The sequence below is a fragment of the Vibrio sp. Evd11 genome (genome assembly GCF_900382755.1).
GTDB classification, from domain to species: Bacteria; Pseudomonadota; Gammaproteobacteria; order Enterobacterales; family Vibrionaceae; genus Vibrio; species Vibrio lentus.
Map to the genome: position 1 here is coordinate 123,841 of NZ_OSDX01000003.1, position 18,215 is coordinate 142,055.

Here is an 18,215-nt window from a genome sequence, read left to right on the forward strand (position 1 = left end):
ATTTATCTCTCTATTTTAGGATCTGCTATGCCTGCATCTTCTAACTTCAATATTGCTTTCTTTGGCGAGTGCATGGTCGAAATCAGCGGCTCTCCATTAACCAAAAAATTCGGCGGTGACACACTCAATACCGCACTTTACCTTTCTCGCTTAACTCAACATCAAAACCTCTCTGTTCATTACGCGACAGGTCTTGGCAGTGATGAGCTGTCTCAAAATATGATTGATAGCTGGCAGCTAGAGGGTATTCAAACCAATTTCGTTGAACGAATCCCAAACAAGCTACCTGGACTCTACATGGTCGAAACCGATGAAACGGGCGAGCGACACTTTCACTACTGGCGCAACGATGCGGCAGTAAAATCTTACTTCCATGCTAATGACTTGAATAAGCTTGAAATTGCCCTGACAGAGAAGCAAGTCGACGCGGTTTACATCAGCGGTATCAGTATCGCGATCTTGGATGATGCCTCTCGTGAGCGCCTATTCAAAGCCATTAGCGTGTTCTCAAACCAAGGCGGCAAGGTAATTTTTGATAACAACTATCGCCCGCAACTTTGGAGCACCGAGCAAGCTCAACATTGGTATGCCAAGTTACTGCCGCTGGTAGACATCGCCTTGATTACCGAAGACGACGATCTACTTGTCTGGGGGAACTCAGAGAGCGTTCAACAACGCTGCCTTCGTTTGGGTTGCCAAGAGATCGTCATCAAACGTGGCTGTGAGCCATGCAAGATTGTTCAAGTAGAACAGGGCAACATTGTTGAGAATTATGTCTCAGCGACTCGTGTTTCTAACGTGGTCGACACCTGCGCGGCGGGCGATTCATTCGCCGCGGGTTATTTAGCTGCGCGTCTTATTGGTGAGAGCGCCACCGACGCAGCCGAACTTGGCCACCAACTGGCTTCAATCGTTATTCAATACTCTGGCGCGATCATCCCCGTGAGCGCTATGAGCCAACTGATTAAAAAATAAAATAAAAAGCGGAATTATTATGTCTCAAGAAATGATCAACAAACTTAAGCAATTCAAAGTTATCCCTGTTATCCAAATCAACAAGGTTGAACACGCGATTCCACTGGCAAAGGTGTTGGTAGAAAACGGCCTGCCAGTTGCTGAAGTCACATTCCGTACTGAAGCGGCAGCAGACGCGATTCGTGCGATGCGCGATGCGTATCCAGAAATGTGTATCGGTGCCGGCACAGTATTAACGCCAGCGCAGATCGACCTTGCGAAAGAGTCGGGCAGTGAATTCATCGTGGCTCCGGGCCTGAATCCAAACACCGTAAAACGTTGCCAAGAAATCGGCATGCCAATCGTTCCGGGCGTAAACAACCCAAGCCAAGTAGAGCAAGCGCTAGAGCTTGGTCTTAACTTTTTGAAGTTCTTCCCTGCAGAAGCGTCTGGTGGCATCAACATGGTGAAGTCTCTACTAGCGCCATACGTTGATGTGTCTTTAATGCCAACGGGCGGTATCGGAAAACACAACGTGAATGACTACCTAGCCGTGGATCGCGTGGTGTGCTGTGGTGGTACTTGGATGGTGTCGCCAAAGATGATCGAGAATGAGCAATGGGATGAGATTGCAGTATTGGTTCGTGAAGCGGTTGAGTTGGTGAAATAGTTAAATCTAGTTGTAGTCAAAATAAGATAATAGCTACTGAATATGAGCAGTAGCTATAAATAAACCTTGTACAATCTAAAAATTAATAAGAAATAAAACAGGTAGTCTCCGAATTTACATCTTTCTGCATATATCAATGTGCGGTGGGTTTTTATAATCATAATATCGGTGAACTATGAAAAAATTACTTCCTTTAACACTACTAGCATTATTACCAATGACCTCAACTGCCGGGGGTTATGTCGATTTAAGGGCAGAGTATCGAAGTACGACAGATCAGTATCGAAGTCGTTTTATTGTTGGTCACCATTTTGATAATGGCTATGGTTTAGAAACACTGACGAATGTTCGACATGCAGCGGGAGCGTATGACGAAACGAAGGTGATTAATACCGAGTTTACCCATTATTACACCTATGCCATCAATGACAATTTTATGCTGAACCCTGGCGTAGTGATGAATTTCCAAGGCTCGAATACCTTCTTGATGCCTTATCTAAAGCTCAATTACAACTTTGACAATGGGCTCTTTGTACATGGCCGTTATCGTTATGATTTTTCGACCGAAGCTTTAGTGAATGACTATGGCAATGAAGAGACAGCAAAGCGAAACCGTTATGATATTTGGACGGGATACAATACAGACAAATACATGATTTCGTATGCTTTTACGTATTTCGATCAGATTACGCATCATACGACAGAGCTCGCAACCGGCGACCTAAATGCCCGCGAGCATACCGTCAAAGCAGTCTACAAATGGAAACCAACAGTGAGGCCATATGCTGAAGTGGTTGATGCAGATACGGTGCAATCAGAAAACGATAAAACGGATTGGCGTTTCCGAGTTGGTGTTAATTTCTCATTTTAATACAACAGAGCCACATTATTTTTGTGAATAGGCTCTGATAAATAAAATACAATGAAAGTTATATAGGAAAATTAATAATGAAAAAAACTATATTGTCACTATTGATATCCGGTTCAGTAGTTTCTCCAATGGCTTTAGCAATGGCTCCAAATACAGACTTGAATTTAATGCCTTACCCACAAACTGTGGAATTAAAATCAGGCCAAGTGAAAGTAGATGGTAATTTTAAAGTTTATATCAAAGGCTTTAATTCTGATCGCGTTGAGTACACGGCGAAACGCTTTATTGATCGCCTTGAGCGTCAGACGGGTGTGCCGATTCTAAATTGGCAGGTTGATAATGAAGACCAAGCGAACCTGATCATTGATATCGACGCGGCGCCAAAGTCTGAAGTACAGAACATCGACTCTGTAGAGTCCTACAAAATTACCACTCAGGGTGAACAAATCACGCTGAGTTCTCCAAGCCCATATGGTGCTATCCACGGCATCGAAACCCTTTTACAGCTCGTTGAAACCACTGCGACTGGCTACCACATTCCTGCCGTCACGATTGTCGATGAGCCTCGTTTCCGCTGGCGTGGTGTTTCTTACGATACGTCACGTCACTTCATTGAATTCGATGTACTGATTCGTCAGTTAGATGCGATGGCGTCGGCGAAGATGAACGTGTTTCATTGGCACTTCTGGGACGACCAAGGCATTCGCATTCAAACCGAATCATGGCCGCGTCTGTGGTCTGAAACCGCTGATGGTAATTACTACACCAAAGACCAAGTTCGCTACTTAGTTGAATACGCGCGTAATCTTGGTATTCGTGTGATTCCTGAGGTCTCTCTTCCGGGTCACTCTTCTGCGGTTGCTCACGCTTACCCGAGTTTGATGTCGGGCGGTGAAGGGCAAAACTACGAGCAAGAAAGAGGGTGGGGCGTGTTTGAACCGCTCATGGACCCACTGAACCCAGAAGTCTATGAGATGCTTGGTGATGTGTTTGATGAAGTGACCGAGCTGTTCCCTGATGAGTACTTCCACATTGGTGGCGATGAGCCGAATTATGCACAGTGGAAAAACAGCGAAAAGCACCAACAGTTCATTGAAGAGAACAATATCGATGGCGAGCGTGGCCTGCAGTCTTACCTCAATGTAAAAGTTGAGAAGATGCTCGAAGAGCGCGGTAAGAAGATGACCGGTTGGGATGAGATTTGGCATAAAGACCTGCCGACTTCCATCGTGATTCAAAGCTGGCAAGGGCACGATAGCATTGGTCGTGCGGCGAAAGAGGGCTACCCAGGTATTCTTTCTACAGGTTACTACCTAGATCAACCTCAGCCAACTAGCTACCATTATCGCAATGACCCAATGCCAACTGGCATTACTGTTGACGATAAGTTGCACAGCGGCGAAAAGTTCGTGACGTATCAATGGGAGAAGCCACGTTCAAAAGGCGGCCCACGTAAGGGAACACTGACCATCATTGAAGCGAAAGACGGCACTTTCCGCGCATTCAGTGATTACAACGGCAAGTCTCGTGAAGAGATCTTCATCCTTGATTATGTGCCGGGTAAAACCTTTGTTGGCCACTTCGATAACTTCATGTCGTACACCGAGTTCAACCTGAATCTGAATTCAAATGGTTTTGCCGAAGGCAGTTACCAATTGGTCGGTAATGTGCGTTGGCCAACTACAGGTGAAGTGATTGCGAGCAGTGATGTTGAAGGCAGCGTGATTCCTGAACCAAATGGCGGTTATCCTGCAGAATTAACTGACAAAGAAAAAGAGCTTATCTTGGGCGGCGAGATCACCATGTGGCTAGAAAATAAAGATAGCCTCACGGTTGAAAACTACCTATGGCCACGCAGCTATGCGATTGCAGAACGCTTCTGGTCTGATGCAGAGTTGACGGACGAGCGCAGCATGTACAAGCGCATGAAAGCGATGGATACATGGTCTGAAGTGTCTGTTGGACTTCGTCATCATGCGGATGCTGACATGTTGTTAAAACGCATTGCAAAAGGCCAAGATATCCACGACCTACGCGTGCTTGCCAAGTACACCGAGCCAGCACAGTACTACGCGCGTAACTGGGAGAAGTGGAATTCTACTGAACCTAAGGGCACTTTATACAGCCAATACGAGCGTCTAAACCGCTTCGTTGATGCGCTGCCAGTGGAAAGCTACGCTGTGTATGAGATGCAAGATTTGGTCAACGAAGTCGCGACGGGTAATCAACAAGCGCTTGAGCAACTTGCAGAGCATTATCATCAAGCAAAAGCGGCTGCACTCGCTGCTAAAACTGTCTTCGCAGGTAATGTGTCTTCGGTAGATACTGTGATTGTCGCAGAGAAAACGGCGGAAGTAGCAGACTTGGCGTTAACCTTGATTGCTAAAACACAAGCGGGTGAAAAAGTTAGAGCATCAGATACGAAGGCCTACCAAGCGATACTGTCTGAATCAGCGAAAATCTATGATGAATCGATCATCGCGATTGTTCGTCCGACAGAGCTCTTGTTGAAGCAGTTAGCTGAGTAAGCCGTTAACGTATTAGCGAATAAGTCACACGCCAACAAATGAATCAAACCGCCCTCTGTGGGCGGTTTTTTTGTTTTAGCGTCTCTATAAACGTGGTGGCTAAGCTTTATGTAAGCAATTACTCACTATCACTATTCTGTAGCGTTAACGTGAATGTCATGCCTTGGTCTGGGTTATTCTTCGCAATCAAGGAGCCTTGCATATCTCGTACATTGTTTGTTGTGATAGCCAAGCCGAGACCCAAACCTTCGCCCATTTTTTTGTTGGTATGAAACGGCTCAAAAATCGTTTCGAGTTGGTCTTCTGACACGCCACAGCCATTATCTTGCACCTTGATGATCACACGTTGTTGATCGGTGTGTGCGCTGATAATGATGGTCGCGGGTGTTTGATTCTGCGTAGCGTCCACAGCGTTTCTGATTAGGTTACCAAGCACTTGACGAAGTCGTGCTTCTTCTCCCATCACCATCGAAATATTGGACGCTATTCGTACTCGAATATCGACGTTTTCTAGATCGGCTTGGTGAATGCGTAGGGTTTCTTGCAGTGCGTCTGTCAGTGACACTGGGTAGGGGCTTTCCAACCTTTTAAAAGCGAACGACTTCAGTTGACTGGTCATGTTGGCCATTCGGTCGATGAGGCTCATCACGAGATCCATGTTCGCTTTCAACATCTTGGTCTCACCCCTTTCCATCAGTAATTGATTACTTGAAAGTAGGGTTTTTAGGCCAGTAAGCGGTTGATTGAGTTCGTGAGTGATCGCACTCGACATACGTCCTAATGCGGCAAGCTTGCTCGATTCCACCAGTTCTTGCTGCGCATCTTTGAGATCTTGTGTTCGCTCCTCTACCCGTAGTTGCAGCGTTTTATTGGCGTTTTGCACCGCAATTTCGGCTTTCTTACGCTTGCTGATATCGATCACTGTACACAGGTAGTAAGTCGTGGCATGCCAAGGAAAGGCACTGATAGAAAACAACACAGGAAAGTAGCTGCCATCGCTGCGCCTTGCCATGGTTTCGACGCTGGTTACCTCAGCTAACTCTTGGTGTTGTTCTAAGTTCTTGAGTAACTGCAACGTGGTTGAGTTCGGGTTGCCCGCCTCAAATAACTGCCATGCCTTGATGTTATTGATCATCGAATCGGATAAGGAAAAGTAGTTTTTCGCCATCAGATTAATATCATGGATGTGACCATGTTTATCGATCAGTATTAACCCAACGTGTGTCTTGTTGATCATCCCAGACAATCGTTTTTCAGACTCTTCGATAAGCTTTTGGATTCGCAGGTTACTGCGTTTTTTCTGGCGTCTTTGATAAAGAATCACCAACAGCAACAGAATGAAAAGACAGCCAACCGCGACGCTCCAACTTATCCAGTTAGTGGCCTGGTTGAGGCTGGTTAACGGCGTTAGGTAGGTCAAACGCCAATTGAGGTCGTCCAACTTGATCGACTGAATAAGGTAATCTTTATTTTCTAGTCGCCATACTCGAATGTGGGTTTGATCGTACAGTTCGCGCTTTGTGGTGAGCGGTTGTGAAGTGAAATTTTCATTGAACCAATCGGCACTCAATCGGTGATCACTGGAAAGAAAGAACTGGTCTCGAGGGTTTTGGAACAGTATTGCTTCACCATCGGCAAACCATTGATCGATCAGCAGTGATAAATCGATTTGTACGGCAACAATCCCCACTACATCGGATGCTCGGTAAATGGGCGCTGCAATAAAGTAGTCGGGTGTAACGCCTTTATTTTTGGTGACCACTGAAATTGCACCACCTTGCTGGTGGATCTTAGACACAATCGTGTCGGCGTTCTTCTTGCTCAACTTACTTCTTTCAACGCTAGAAACCAGCAAATCACCCTTACCCGAAAGCAGGTACCAGCCCTTAGTGTTGGCGGCTTTGTCTAACTGAATCAGCTGCTTTTTAATGTGCTTTTCGAGGCGAGTTTCACCATCGATAAAACGGACACTGGTTTCATCGTTAGTCACGAGGTAGGGCAAATAATAAAAACGTTTCAGAGTGCGCCTTGCTTCAGCAATGTACCCAAGAAAGCGTTGTTCTGCATAGCGCTGGGCTTGCTCAAGCTTCCATTGGCTTATCCCGCTTTTGGTGGTGACCTGAACCAAACCAATTAATAAACAGGCACATAGGAACAACCAATACCGATTGTTATTCATCATTTCTGATTAAATCCTTTTAAAATTAGTGACTTGTCCTTTTAAACTCATGGCTTGAGAAAGTTATCTGTTTGTTTTTAAGCGAGTGGCGAATGAGATAAGTTGAAGCTAACAAACATCACAAAACTGTTAAAGGAGTGTTATCTAAAGTGGGAGCTAGCTCCTTTTCGTCTGCGGATTTTTTACATACCGTGGACGACATTATTCAGAGGTAAGTGGCGGAGCCAAACTATGCAGCGTATAGCTTTGATTGAAGATGATGCAATTGTGCGTCAAGCAACCAGCCAATGGTTACAATTAGCGGGATTCGATGTCACCGCATTTGAGATTGGCCAAGATGCATTAAACGCAGTAGAGCGGGGTGATTTTCATACCATCATCACTGATGTGCGCTTACCTGATATAGATGGGCTTGAGCTGTTAGGGTGTTTTAAAAATGTTGTGCCAGACGTGCCAGTTATCTTGATCACCGGCCACGGTGATGTCGATATGGCGGTGAAAGCGTTACAGCAAGGGGCGTATGATTTTATTGAAAAGCCATTCGATCCAGAACGTCTGTCTCAAACGGTATCGGAAGCGGTCGACAAATATCAAAGTGGCCAAGACAGAAACAGTCGTCAAAATTATCTGGATAACCTGAAAGGCATTGAACAAGTTCTGATTGGCCGCAGTAAAGTGATGTGTGATCTGCGAGAGCAAATACAAAAGGTTGCCTCGATTGATACCAATGTGATCATTTATGGCGAAACGGGTTGTGGTAAGGAACTCGTTGCCTCTTGTTTGCATGAATTTAGCCTGCGGAAAAGTCACCCTTTTGTTCCGCTGAACTGTGGTGCAATCCCAGAAAACCTGTTTGAAAGTGAGTTGTTTGGGCACGAAGCCGGGGCGTTTACTGGAGCGGCCAAACGACGTATTGGTAAGCTTGAATTTGCTGATAAGGGCACCGTGTTTCTGGATGAAATAGAGAGCATGCCGCTATCGATGCAGGTCAAAGTTTTGCGTACCTTGCAAGATAATGTCGTAGAACGCGTGGGTGGTAATCAGCAACAACATGTTGATCTGCGAGTGGTCTCTGCCTCGAAAAGCGATCTACTGAATCACCCCGATTTTCGCCAAGATCTTTTCTATCGTTTGAACGTTGCCCAACTGCATTTACCTCCCCTTAGTGAACGAGAAGACGATGCTTTGATCCTTTTCGAACACTTCACTCAAGAAGCGAACAGTGAAACCCGAGTTGCCAGTGAGGCCGATCGTTATGCCTTGTTGTCGTATGCCTGGCCGGGCAATGTGCGTGAACTACGTAATATTGCGATTCGTTTTGCATTGGATGAAAGCCTGACGGTTGGAGATATCTTGGCGTGTCGTCCCAATTCTGTCACAGAATCCACAACGGCAGGTATCCCATTGGCGGTTCAGGTGCAGAGCTTTGAAAGGAAAGTCATTCATGACGCCTTAGTTCGTTATCAGGGGCGCATTAATGATGTGATGCAAGATTTGGATTTACCCCGTCGAACATTGAACCAAAAAATGGTGCGCTATGCGTTGAACCGAAGTGACTATGTTGACGCTCAATGAGCGGTTTGACCGTTGTGTTTATTGGATATTGATGAGCAATAAATGGCTCATTGTGTATTTATCACTTTATAAACATTGATCACATAAATGTAACATGGTGTGACTTGGCCACCTTTATTCAGGGGCTAATTGCAGCGTTGGATAAGCAAAAAATAGCTTATTCATTCGTAGCCAAATAAGCAAAAAATCGCTTACTTTTGGTGGGTTTTAAAATAAATTTCAATAAAAACAGATTCTTATGAATTGGCATTGTGCTTGCTATCTAGTCATTGTTGTTAACAAAAATATAACGTGAATAATTCTACATGGAGAGTAACAATGAAATATAACAAGCTAGTTAAAACTTTAGCGATCGCAATGGCCTCTATGGGCCTTATCAGCAACGCCTCTGCGCAAGAAGATCGCAGCTACATTCTAGCGACGGCCTCAACGGGTGGGACTTACTATCCTGTGGGGGTTGCTCTAGCGACATTGAGTAAAGTTAAGCTTGCGCCCAAGCAGCACTTTTCTTTGGCGGCTATTAGCTCTGCGGGCTCAGGTGAGAACGTAAAGTTGTTGAACGAGAACGAAGCACAGTTTGCTATTTTACAAGGTTTGTATGGTGCGTGGGCGTGGCAAGGGCTTGGTCCATATGAAAAGTCAGGTCAACAAACTCAGCTTCGCTCGGTGTCCATGTTATGGCAAAACGTAGAACACTTCATTGTGCGCTCTGACTTAGCGACAACAGGTACGGTGAGCGATTTAGAGAACTTAAACGGTAAGAAATTCTCTATCGGTAAGAAAAACTCAGGTACTGAAAACTCAGGTCGTCAGATCATGCAAGGCCTGTCGGTAGACCCAGAACAATTTAAACTCGCCTTTATGGGTTACGGCGGCAGTGCGAGTGCATTACAAAATGGCACCATTGATGGCATGAACACACCCGCTGGCGTGCCTGTTGGCGCGGTGACTCAAGCCTTTGCAGCGCTGGGTGAAGATATTCAAATCTTGTCGTTTACCGACGCGCAGATCAAACAAGCCAATGGTGATTACAATATTTGGACTAAATATGAGATCCCAGCAAACACTTACCCTGGTGTTGATAAGCCGATCACCACCATCGCCCAACCTAACTTCCTAGCGGTTCGTGAAGACATCTCTGAAGAAGATGTGTACCAACTAACCAAAGCTATCTATGAAAACCTACCTTTCCTACAAGGTATTCATAAAGCAACCAAAGCAATGGCACTTGAGAAAGGGATCGCAGGTCTTCCTGTTCCGCTTCACCCAGGTGCTGCTCGTTACTATAAAGAAGCGGGTATCGAAATCCCTTCTGAGTTGATCGTCGACTAACCCTTTGTCTTTGATTAGCCATTTATCTTTAACTCGCTATTGGGCGTGAACTGAACATTCACGTTAATTAATTGCTTGGTGCGTTTTCATCTGTTTCGGCTATTTTTTCTGATTTGACCGTTTCCGATTCGTTTGATTATTTGAAGTGAAAACGCACCACCTTACTTTATGGATTTTCTCTGCGCGTTTGGCTGTGGAGAGCAGGAGTTTTCTATGAGCGATTCGCTGCAGCAGGAACTGAAAAAATTTGAATTACCGACCCGGACGGATTTCCCGTGGGTGGGTAAAGCGATAACAACAATGGGCGTGATTCTCTCTTTATTACACATTTGGTTTAACACCTTATCTACCTTACCGGAACTTTGGGTTTCGGCGACCCATTTTGCTGGCTTCGCGATTATATGCGCGCTTTGGTATCCCGCCCACATTTCACTTAAAAATAGCAAAATCGCCTTAGCCGTTGATATCGGTATTGCCCTCGCTGCTCTGGCTTGTCTTATCTATATTCCCTTTGCGGAAGACGCTCTTTATGAGCGAGGCGTGAAGTTCATCGCCAGTGATTGGTTCTTTTCTATCTTGGCGATTGCCATCGTTATTGAGTTGATTCGCCGCACCATGGGTTGGTTCATTCCGGTACTTATCTTGGTGTGTTTGAGCTATGTGGTACTTTGGGGACAATGGACCAGCGGTATCTTTCACTTTCCAGGCCTGAGCCTTGAAACATTGCTTTATCGAAGCTTTTACTCATCAGAAGGTATGTTCGGTTCGATCTCAAGAATCAGTTGGACCTTCGTGTTCATGTTCATCCTATTTGGCGCATTCTTAGTGCGTTCGGGGGTGGGTGATTTCATTATTGATGTGTCTCGCGCCGCCGCTGGCAAGGTGATTGGCGGCCCCGGTTTCATTGCCGTGATTGGCTCTGGCTTGATGGGCTCGGTCTCCGGCTCGAGTGTAGCAAATACCGTATCGACGGGCGTAATCAGTATTCCTTTGATGCAAAAGGCGGGCTTCCCTTCGCGTTTCGCAGCGGGTGTTGAAGCGGCTGCGTCTACTGGCGGGCAGCTGATGCCACCTGTGATGGGTGCGGGCGCGTTTATCATGGCGTCTTACACGCAAATTCCTTATGTCGATATTATTGCGGTTTCCTTCGTTCCTGCGCTTATCTACTTTTTGTCTGTGGCCTTTTTCGTGCGTATTGAAGCGAAGCGCAGTGGAGTACAAAAGGTGACTTCTGGCTGTGAACCTTTGTTAAAGGTATTGCTGTCGGGTTGGCACAACCTGATCCCACTGGCCGTGTTAGTGACTTTGTTGGTGAAGGGCTTTACGCCGACTTACGCTGCGGGTATCTCGATTCTTTCTGTGGTGGTGGCATCATGGTTTTCTAAAAATCACAAAATGGGTCCAAAGGCGATCATTGAAGCGCTTTCTCAAGGCGCTAAAAACATGGCGACCACGGCGGTGTTGTTGGTGGGCATTGGGTTAGTCGTCAATGTCATCAGTACCACGGGAATTGGTAACACCTTCTCTTTAATGATCAACAGCTGGGCGAATGGCGAGTTGCTAGTGATGATCGCGTTGATCGCGTTGGCGTCTTTGATTCTTGGTATGGGCTTACCAGTGACGGCGGCTTATATCGTGTTGGGTACATTGTCTGCTCCTGCCTTGTATAAATTGATTGCTGAAAGTCAGTTGCTCGACTTGTTGGTGTCAGGTCAGCTTCCTGAACAAGCTAAAGCCATCTTCATGTTGGCTGCGCCAGATAAGCTTGATTTATTGAATGCACCGATGGCGCTGGAAACGGCGAAAGAGATGATTGCTCTGGTTCCCGCTGATTTTGTGGAAACTCTGCTTGAGCAAAGTCTTGGCTTAGAAGCGATCAGCCTTGCATTGCTTTCGGCTCACTTAATTATTTTCTGGTTGTCGCAAGACAGCAACGTGACACCGCCAGTTTGTTTAACCGCGTTTGCGGCAGCGACTATCGCAAAAACACCACCAATGAGAACGGGCTTAATGGCATGGAAGATAGCCAAAGGCTTATACCTAGTGCCGTTGTTGATTGCTTACACTAACTTGGTGAGTTGGGATGTGACCTCCGTTTTAGTCACGGGTGGCTTTGCTATTATTGGTACTTACGCGTTTATCGCGGCGATTGAGGGTTATCTAGAGAGCGAAATTAATGTCATTACTCGAGTAGTGTTAGTAGCAGTAGGGGCAGCTTTAGTATGGCCTGATGTTTCAGTCGTGATCCGCTTGGTATGTGTCGCTATTTTTGTTGGCATCTTCATCTACAGCGGTCGTAAATACGATGCTAATCAAGTGGAAAAGGAATCCAAAAGTGAGGAACAAAAGTTACCTCAAACCGGGTCTAACACTCTCGCGTCCTCCCTATAATTAAAAGGATTGAATGTAGGAATATTATGAACTCAACATACGACTATATTATCGTTGGTGGTGGCATTGTTGGTGTGTCGACGGCATGGCAATTACAGCAAGCTCACCCTGATAAAAGTATCCTTTTAGTCGAAAAGGAGCGTGGCTTCGCGCAGCACCAAACGGGGCATAACAGTGGTGTGATTCATGCTGGCGTTTATTACGCTTCGGGCAGTTTAAAGGCGGATTTCTGTAAGCGTGGCGTAGAACGCACCATCACCTTTTGTCGTCAGCACGATATCCCCGTTGAGAATTGTGGCAAGTTGTTGGTTGCGACCAATGAACAAGAAGTCGAGCGAATGAATGCGCTCTATCAGCGTTGTCATGATAACGACATTGATGTCGATCTCTTGGATCAAGCGCAACTGAAACTTGCGGAGCCAAATATCACCGGTTTGGGTGCGATTTATGTCAAAACCACTAGCATCGTCGATTACAAAAAAGTCACCGAAGTGATGGCTCAAGAGTTTGTTGAAGCGGGTGGCAAGCTAAGCCTCGGCACAGAAGTGATCATGGCTGATGAACTAGAAGGCGAGGTGCAGCTAACGTGTAAGGTCGATGGTCAGACTCTTCAACTGAACAGTCGGTTCTTGATCACTTGTTCTGGTTTGATGGCCGACAGAATGACCAGCATGCTTGGCATTGAAACCGACTTCCAAATCGTCCCTTATCGCGGCGAATATTATCAGTTGGACGCTAAGCACAACCAAGTGGTGAATCACCTTATCTATCCGATCCCTGACCCAGAACTGCCTTTCTTGGGCGTGCATTTAACACGCATGATTGATGGCTCGGTGACGGTAGGGCCAAATGCGGTTCAAGGCTGGAAGAGAGAAGGTTATGGCAAGCTTAACTTTAGTTTCAAGGACACTTGGCAGATGCTGAGCTTTGCGGGCTTTTGGAAAGTGACTGCGAATAATCTAAAGACCGGTTTGGTCGAGTTTAAGAACTCGTGGTGGAAACCGGGCTATCTAAAGTTAGTGAACAAATATTGCCCGAGCATTACGGTATCAGATTTCAAACCTTACCCAGCAGGCATTCGTGCTCAAGCGGTGCTCAAAGATGGCACTTTGGTACATGATTTTCTGTTTGCCGAAAGCCCAAGAAGCTTGCATGTGTGCAATGCACCATCGCCAGCAGCGACTTCCGCAATGCCGATTGGTGAGTATATTTGTGGCAAGGTGATGAAAAAAACGTCTTAACTGTTAATTGAACTAATGGCTTGTTTGTTCGAACAGGGCTTTTCATAGCAAGTGAAGAACGTAGACAATAAAAAATCCGCAAGCTCCAATCTATTTATGATCGTGGGCTTGCGGATTTTTAGTTTTAGCCGTGTTTACTCGGTTTAACTGTTAGTTAATTAACTAATCTTACAGCCAATCAGGGACAAAGTTAGCGACGATAGTGACATCGTTAAAGTTGCGATAACCGCGCACCATGATGTTGAATTCACCCGCTGGCTTGTTCAATACACACTGTTCGTTGCTGCTGTTCTGGTATGGACGGCAATCGTAGCTCGCTTTCGATACGGTACCGTTGTGTTTCACGTAAAGGTCGGCATCGCCACTTCGAGGGCCGGTTAATGTTACCGTTAACTGACCTACACTTTGAGTCGTAAATGTGAAGAACTGTTCTTCACCATACCCTGCAGTAAGTCCTTCAACAGGCACGCCATTTTGCAGCTCTTTAGGGCCTGCAACGGGTGAATCAAGGCTGGTTTCGACAAGGTAAGCAATCGCAAGTTTGGCGAACTTGGTCGCGTGTGTTGCGGTTGGATCTGAGTTTTCCAAAGTATCGTGCTGAGTGTGAATATGTGGGTTGTAGTCGTTGAACATGCTCTCGAATGGCATGGCGGCTGGGTAGCCAACATTGTGCCAAGAGGCGTGGTCAGAACAGGCATAGCCGCAATCATCGAAACCGTAACTGATGTCGCTAGCGTAAGTGTCTATCAGCTCGCTGAGGTAGGCGGTGAGGTTACTGTCGGTATAGTCTGTAATGAAGGTGATATCATGCGCCGAACCGTTGTAGTTGGTCATGTCTAATTGCAGTACCGACACGACGTTTGCTTGCTCATCTCGTAATGCGTTGGCGACATCTTGTGAGCCACGTAGCCCAACTTCTTCTGCAGCATAACCATAGAACTTAATGGTTTTGTCTGGTTGAATACCACTGGCGATCATCAGGCGAAGCGACTCTGTTACCGTTGCAATACCAGACGCATCATCATCGGCTCCCGGTGAGATGGTGCCTTCGCTTGTCCAAGATCCAACGGTCGAATCAAGGTGTCCACCAACTACGACGATCTCTTCAGGATATTTAGCGCCAAGCAGTGTCACTTCAACGGATTTCTGTGGGTATTCGGCATGCGTGATCTGGCGTGCAGACGCATACGGCACATCCTTAATTTCTGTTTCCCAACGCTCTAAAAGCCAATCTGAAGCAGCGACACCAGTAGAAGTAGTATAAAAACGGTTGGTGAAGTTGGTTAGGTTTTCAATAGTCGTGACCATGTTGTTCGGCTCGACCTGAGATAGCAGATCGTTCACTGTGTCTTGATGGCTGATCACCGGTTTTTCGAAGGTGTTCATTGTCAGTGGCATCGCTGCGGCTTTGAGTGCACTTGCTTTGTCTTCGTGCACCATGTAGCCACCACAACGGTGAGTTTCTTCATGCATGTGGCTGGATAGTTTCGCCAGCTCTTTCTGGTTGATTTTAGCTACGATGGAATGCTTGTTCCCAGTCACGCTTGGATAAACCGTTGCGCCATGTTGAGTCATTATATGCTGTGCGTCAGCATCGGTGGTGATCCAGACTTCTTCGTTCGCTGGTGGTGTGATGCCTAGGGATGCGTAAGCCGAAGTACTGTTGATTAAGGCTAAAGAGCCTCCGAGTACAGCCAAAGCTAGCATGCTTTTTTGAATAGCCATTTGTCGTCCTTTTTATGGTGAGTATTGTTATGTTGATGGAGGTGATTTTTGTGTAATACGTGGATGTTTTTGTGTAGATGTTTCATTTTCTGAACAGATAACCGCGAAAAGGGCCCCTTTCGGAGCCCTGAATTTACTATCGATTATTGTGTTTTAATGAAACGGTAGTGCTTGGTTTCTGAACAGATATCGCTTGAGGTACACACTTGGTACTCCACATCCACTGTGCCGTTGTGACGGAACTTGTCGACGTATGAGTTAAAGTCTGTAGCACCAACATTCTTGCCATTACGCTTAATCACGAAGTAGTCATTGGTGTCGTAATCCCATGCCAGCTTAACGCGAGCCTTACCGTTCGGGTTTTTGTTACCAAACTTCAGTTTTAGCGGGAAGCCTTCTGCTGAGTCACCTTCAATCGTGATCGACTTGCTTGTCGATGTTGCAACGCCTGCATCGTCAGTCACGGTTAGAGTCACCACGTAGTCGCCAGCTTCAGCGTAGGTATAACGAGTCACTTCACCAGTTTGCGTGTTGCCATCGCCTAGGTTCCATTGGTAAGAAACGATCTGGCCATCGCTGTCCGAACTTGTGCTACGCAGCTCTACTTCTTTGCCTACGACCGTGTGTTCGAAAGAAGAAACTGGCGGTACGTTAGCATTGCCTGATTCGTACGATGCTTTCAGGTTTGCACCTGCGTAATCTGAGTAACCCAGAACGTTCACTGTGTAGCGACCGGCTGTTGGGTTTTCAATCACACACACTTCATCGGTTACGCTTTCACTCTCACAGATATTCTCTTGAGAGCTTGGCGTATAATCTAGGCCGACATACATATCTGGATCACCCGTAGAGACAGCAAGATCAATCGTCAGTTTGTCTTGGCCTTCTGGTACTTCGATATCGAAGTAAGTTTTTGAGCTGGTTTCACCAACAACTGCGGCTTCAACACCGTTTTCAAGGCGTTGATATTCCGGTTCTGGCGGCAGTGGTGGCTCGGCACATGGGGTAACACCCACTAAGTTAAACGCAGAAACCACATCTTCGGCATTGTAGCCAAGGTCGTTTGCTGAGTTTTTCACGCCACAAGCACCCTGCCAGAAGTCACTGTTTTCCGACCAGTAAATTTGGTTAGATAGCACGAAAAGCTCGAACGCTTTTTTAGTATCCCAGCCTTGCGTGGTTGCAAGATGGTAGAAGGCCTTGTTAAACACACCAGAGCTGTAGTGAACATTCAAGCCATCGTAGTACTCGGATGCATTATTGATTGAAGAACCATCGCGTGATGGATCGTCCATGTAACGCAGAGCCCCGTCGCCTTTAAATATATTACGGCCGACCATCCAGTCGTTGGTACCTTTCATGTAGTATTCTGCCGCTTCACCTGCCATATCAGAGAAAGCTTCGTTCATACCACCGGATTGGTTTGCGTAAACCAAACCTGAGTTTTGCTCAGTGAAACCGTGGCTCACTTCGTGTGCTGACACATCTAGGCTTACAAGTGGGTAGAAGAAGCTTTCACCATCGCCAAAGGTCATTGCCTTGCCGTCCCAGAATGCATTCTCGTAGTTGTTACCGTAGTGAACACGCATCATGAGTTTGAAAGAGAGCGGCGCTGTGTCGAACCAGTTCTTATACATGTCGAACACGATGTTACCGAAGTAGTGCGCATCGTTGAGTGGAGAGAAGGCTCCGTTCACTTCTTTATGTTCGTTACGAGGACATTCGTAGCTATAAGTGGTGTCGCCGTCTGTCGCGCCATTTAGGTCAACGGTAACGACATTTTCCGATTCCATCACACACTCTGTGCCGTTTTCTACCACATCAAGGTAGTGGTAGTCGGTACCGTACTCGTACATGCCTGTTTTCTCGTTACCACCCGGGCCTGTACCTATTTGTGCGTGAGCAATACCTTCCCAACGGTCGATAACTTCGCCGGTGTGAGCGTCTAGCATGGTGAATGGTCGAGTTGGCTGTTCGCTACCCTCGACAAGGTAAGAGACAACGTAGACTAGGCGTGTTTTGTCATGTCCTTGTTTTCCTGAACCTTGATAAATAAACAGTTCATGCTGGACGTTGTCTAAAGATTTGCTGGTTAAGCCCTGAACCTTGAGATCTTTACTCGCAAGCTCAACCGCTTGAGAGCTGTTGATCGATGGCTTAACAAAAGATCGCTCTAGGGTCGTCGTTTTAAGGTAGTTGCCTTGAACAGACTTAAGTGCGCCACCTTGTACACTTTGGGTGGCATTTAGGTAATGTCCCCATACTGGCGTTCCCCAGATGTTTTGTTGGATCTTAACTTTGTAGATGCCACGCTTTTTGAGGTTAACTTCCTTTACCATCTTAAAGCTAGAGGCGTTACTGACGCCTAACTGAGTGTTCAACCCAGAAAAGCTAGTAAAGTTGATCGGTTGATCGATGCTAACTGATTCACTTGCATGTACTGATAAAGACATCGCACTCGCTATAGCAACGGCAACTAAACGTTTTTTCATTTTCATTGTTATTTTCTCTTTCCATGTAAAATCCATGAAAACGTAACAAAATTATCACAACGAATTTACATCATTCGATCTGATTAATTAGTAGCATGGCAATGATCTCTTTTATTCATGAAACTTATATTTCTCGTATTTACAGATAGTTATCGTTTCTGTTTATTTTTGAACGCAGTCATAGGTTTATTTATAAAATCATGACACTTTTATTAAGTGTTATTTTTTTATGGAAATTAAGATTTCTGGGTAAATTG

Annotated in this window: 11 protein-coding genes; 8 read left to right on the forward strand and 3 right to left on the reverse strand. The window is 45.9% G+C overall.

Annotation, left to right across the window (positions count from 1 at the left end):
• Positions 1-27 precede the first annotated feature (27 nt).
• The 4 genes from ED652_RS02105 (at position 28) to ED652_RS02120 (ending at position 5,023) form a co-directional block, all read left to right on the forward strand.
• A complete protein-coding gene (locus ED652_RS02105; RefSeq protein WP_099166021.1) occupies positions 28-975 on the forward strand; it encodes a sugar kinase in 948 nt (315 codons plus the stop codon).
• 19 nt (positions 976-994) lie between these two features.
• Positions 995-1,624, forward strand: a complete 630-nt coding sequence (locus ED652_RS02110) for a bifunctional 4-hydroxy-2-oxoglutarate aldolase/2-dehydro-3-deoxy-phosphogluconate aldolase (RefSeq protein ID WP_017111230.1) — start codon at positions 995-997, stop codon at positions 1,622-1,624.
• A gap of 175 nt (positions 1,625-1,799) precedes the next feature.
• Positions 1,800-2,495 carry an oligogalacturonate-specific porin KdgM family protein gene (locus tag ED652_RS02115; protein WP_017111229.1) on the forward strand — a complete coding sequence of 232 codons (696 nt, stop codon included), beginning with the start codon at positions 1,800-1,802 and terminating at the stop codon, positions 2,493-2,495.
• Between the two features lie 77 nt (positions 2,496-2,572).
• Positions 2,573-5,023: a family 20 glycosylhydrolase gene (locus ED652_RS02120; protein ID WP_122053341.1), complete on the forward strand. Its 2,451-nt coding sequence runs from the start codon at positions 2,573-2,575 to the stop codon at positions 5,021-5,023.
• Positions 5,024-5,141: 118 nt separating this feature from the next.
• On the opposite strand, the gene ED652_RS02125 is transcribed toward ED652_RS02120, so the two are convergent.
• Entirely contained in the window at positions 5,142-7,205 is a 2,064-nt protein-coding gene (locus ED652_RS02125) for an ATP-binding protein (protein WP_122053342.1), read from the reverse strand.
• A 228-nt stretch (positions 7,206-7,433) separates the two neighbouring features.
• Here ED652_RS02125 and ED652_RS02130 point away from each other — a divergent pair, with 228 nt between their 5' ends.
• The 4 genes from ED652_RS02130 to lhgO all read left to right on the forward strand — a co-directional run bounded on the left by ED652_RS02130 (position 7,434) and on the right by lhgO (position 13,741).
• Entirely contained in the window at positions 7,434-8,777 is a 1,344-nt protein-coding gene (locus ED652_RS02130; RefSeq protein ID WP_122053343.1) for a sigma-54 dependent transcriptional regulator, read from the forward strand.
• Positions 8,778-9,095: 318 nt separating this feature from the next.
• Positions 9,096-10,109, forward strand: coding sequence for a TAXI family TRAP transporter solute-binding subunit (locus ED652_RS02135; RefSeq protein ID WP_076679301.1), 1,014 nt, complete (start codon positions 9,096-9,098; stop codon positions 10,107-10,109).
• 213 nt (positions 10,110-10,322) lie between these two features.
• Positions 10,323-12,500: a TRAP transporter permease gene (locus ED652_RS02140; RefSeq protein ID WP_122053344.1), complete on the forward strand. Its 2,178-nt coding sequence runs from the start codon at positions 10,323-10,325 to the stop codon at positions 12,498-12,500.
• A gap of 26 nt (positions 12,501-12,526) precedes the next feature.
• On the forward strand, positions 12,527-13,741 hold the full coding sequence (gene lhgO / locus ED652_RS02145) for an L-2-hydroxyglutarate oxidase (protein WP_122053345.1): 1,215 nt from the start codon (positions 12,527-12,529) through the stop codon (positions 13,739-13,741).
• Between the two features lie 168 nt (positions 13,742-13,909).
• Here the strand turns inward: lhgO and ED652_RS02150 are convergent, their stop codons facing one another.
• Both ED652_RS02150 and ED652_RS02155 read right to left on the reverse strand, forming a co-directional pair.
• On the reverse strand, positions 13,910-15,466 hold the full coding sequence (locus tag ED652_RS02150) for a M28 family metallopeptidase (RefSeq protein WP_122053346.1): 1,557 nt from the start codon (positions 15,464-15,466) through the stop codon (positions 13,910-13,912).
• Between the two features lie 143 nt (positions 15,467-15,609).
• Entirely contained in the window at positions 15,610-17,964 is a 2,355-nt protein-coding gene (locus ED652_RS02155) for a M4 family metallopeptidase (protein WP_122053347.1), read from the reverse strand.
• Positions 17,965-18,215 lie beyond the last annotated feature (251 nt).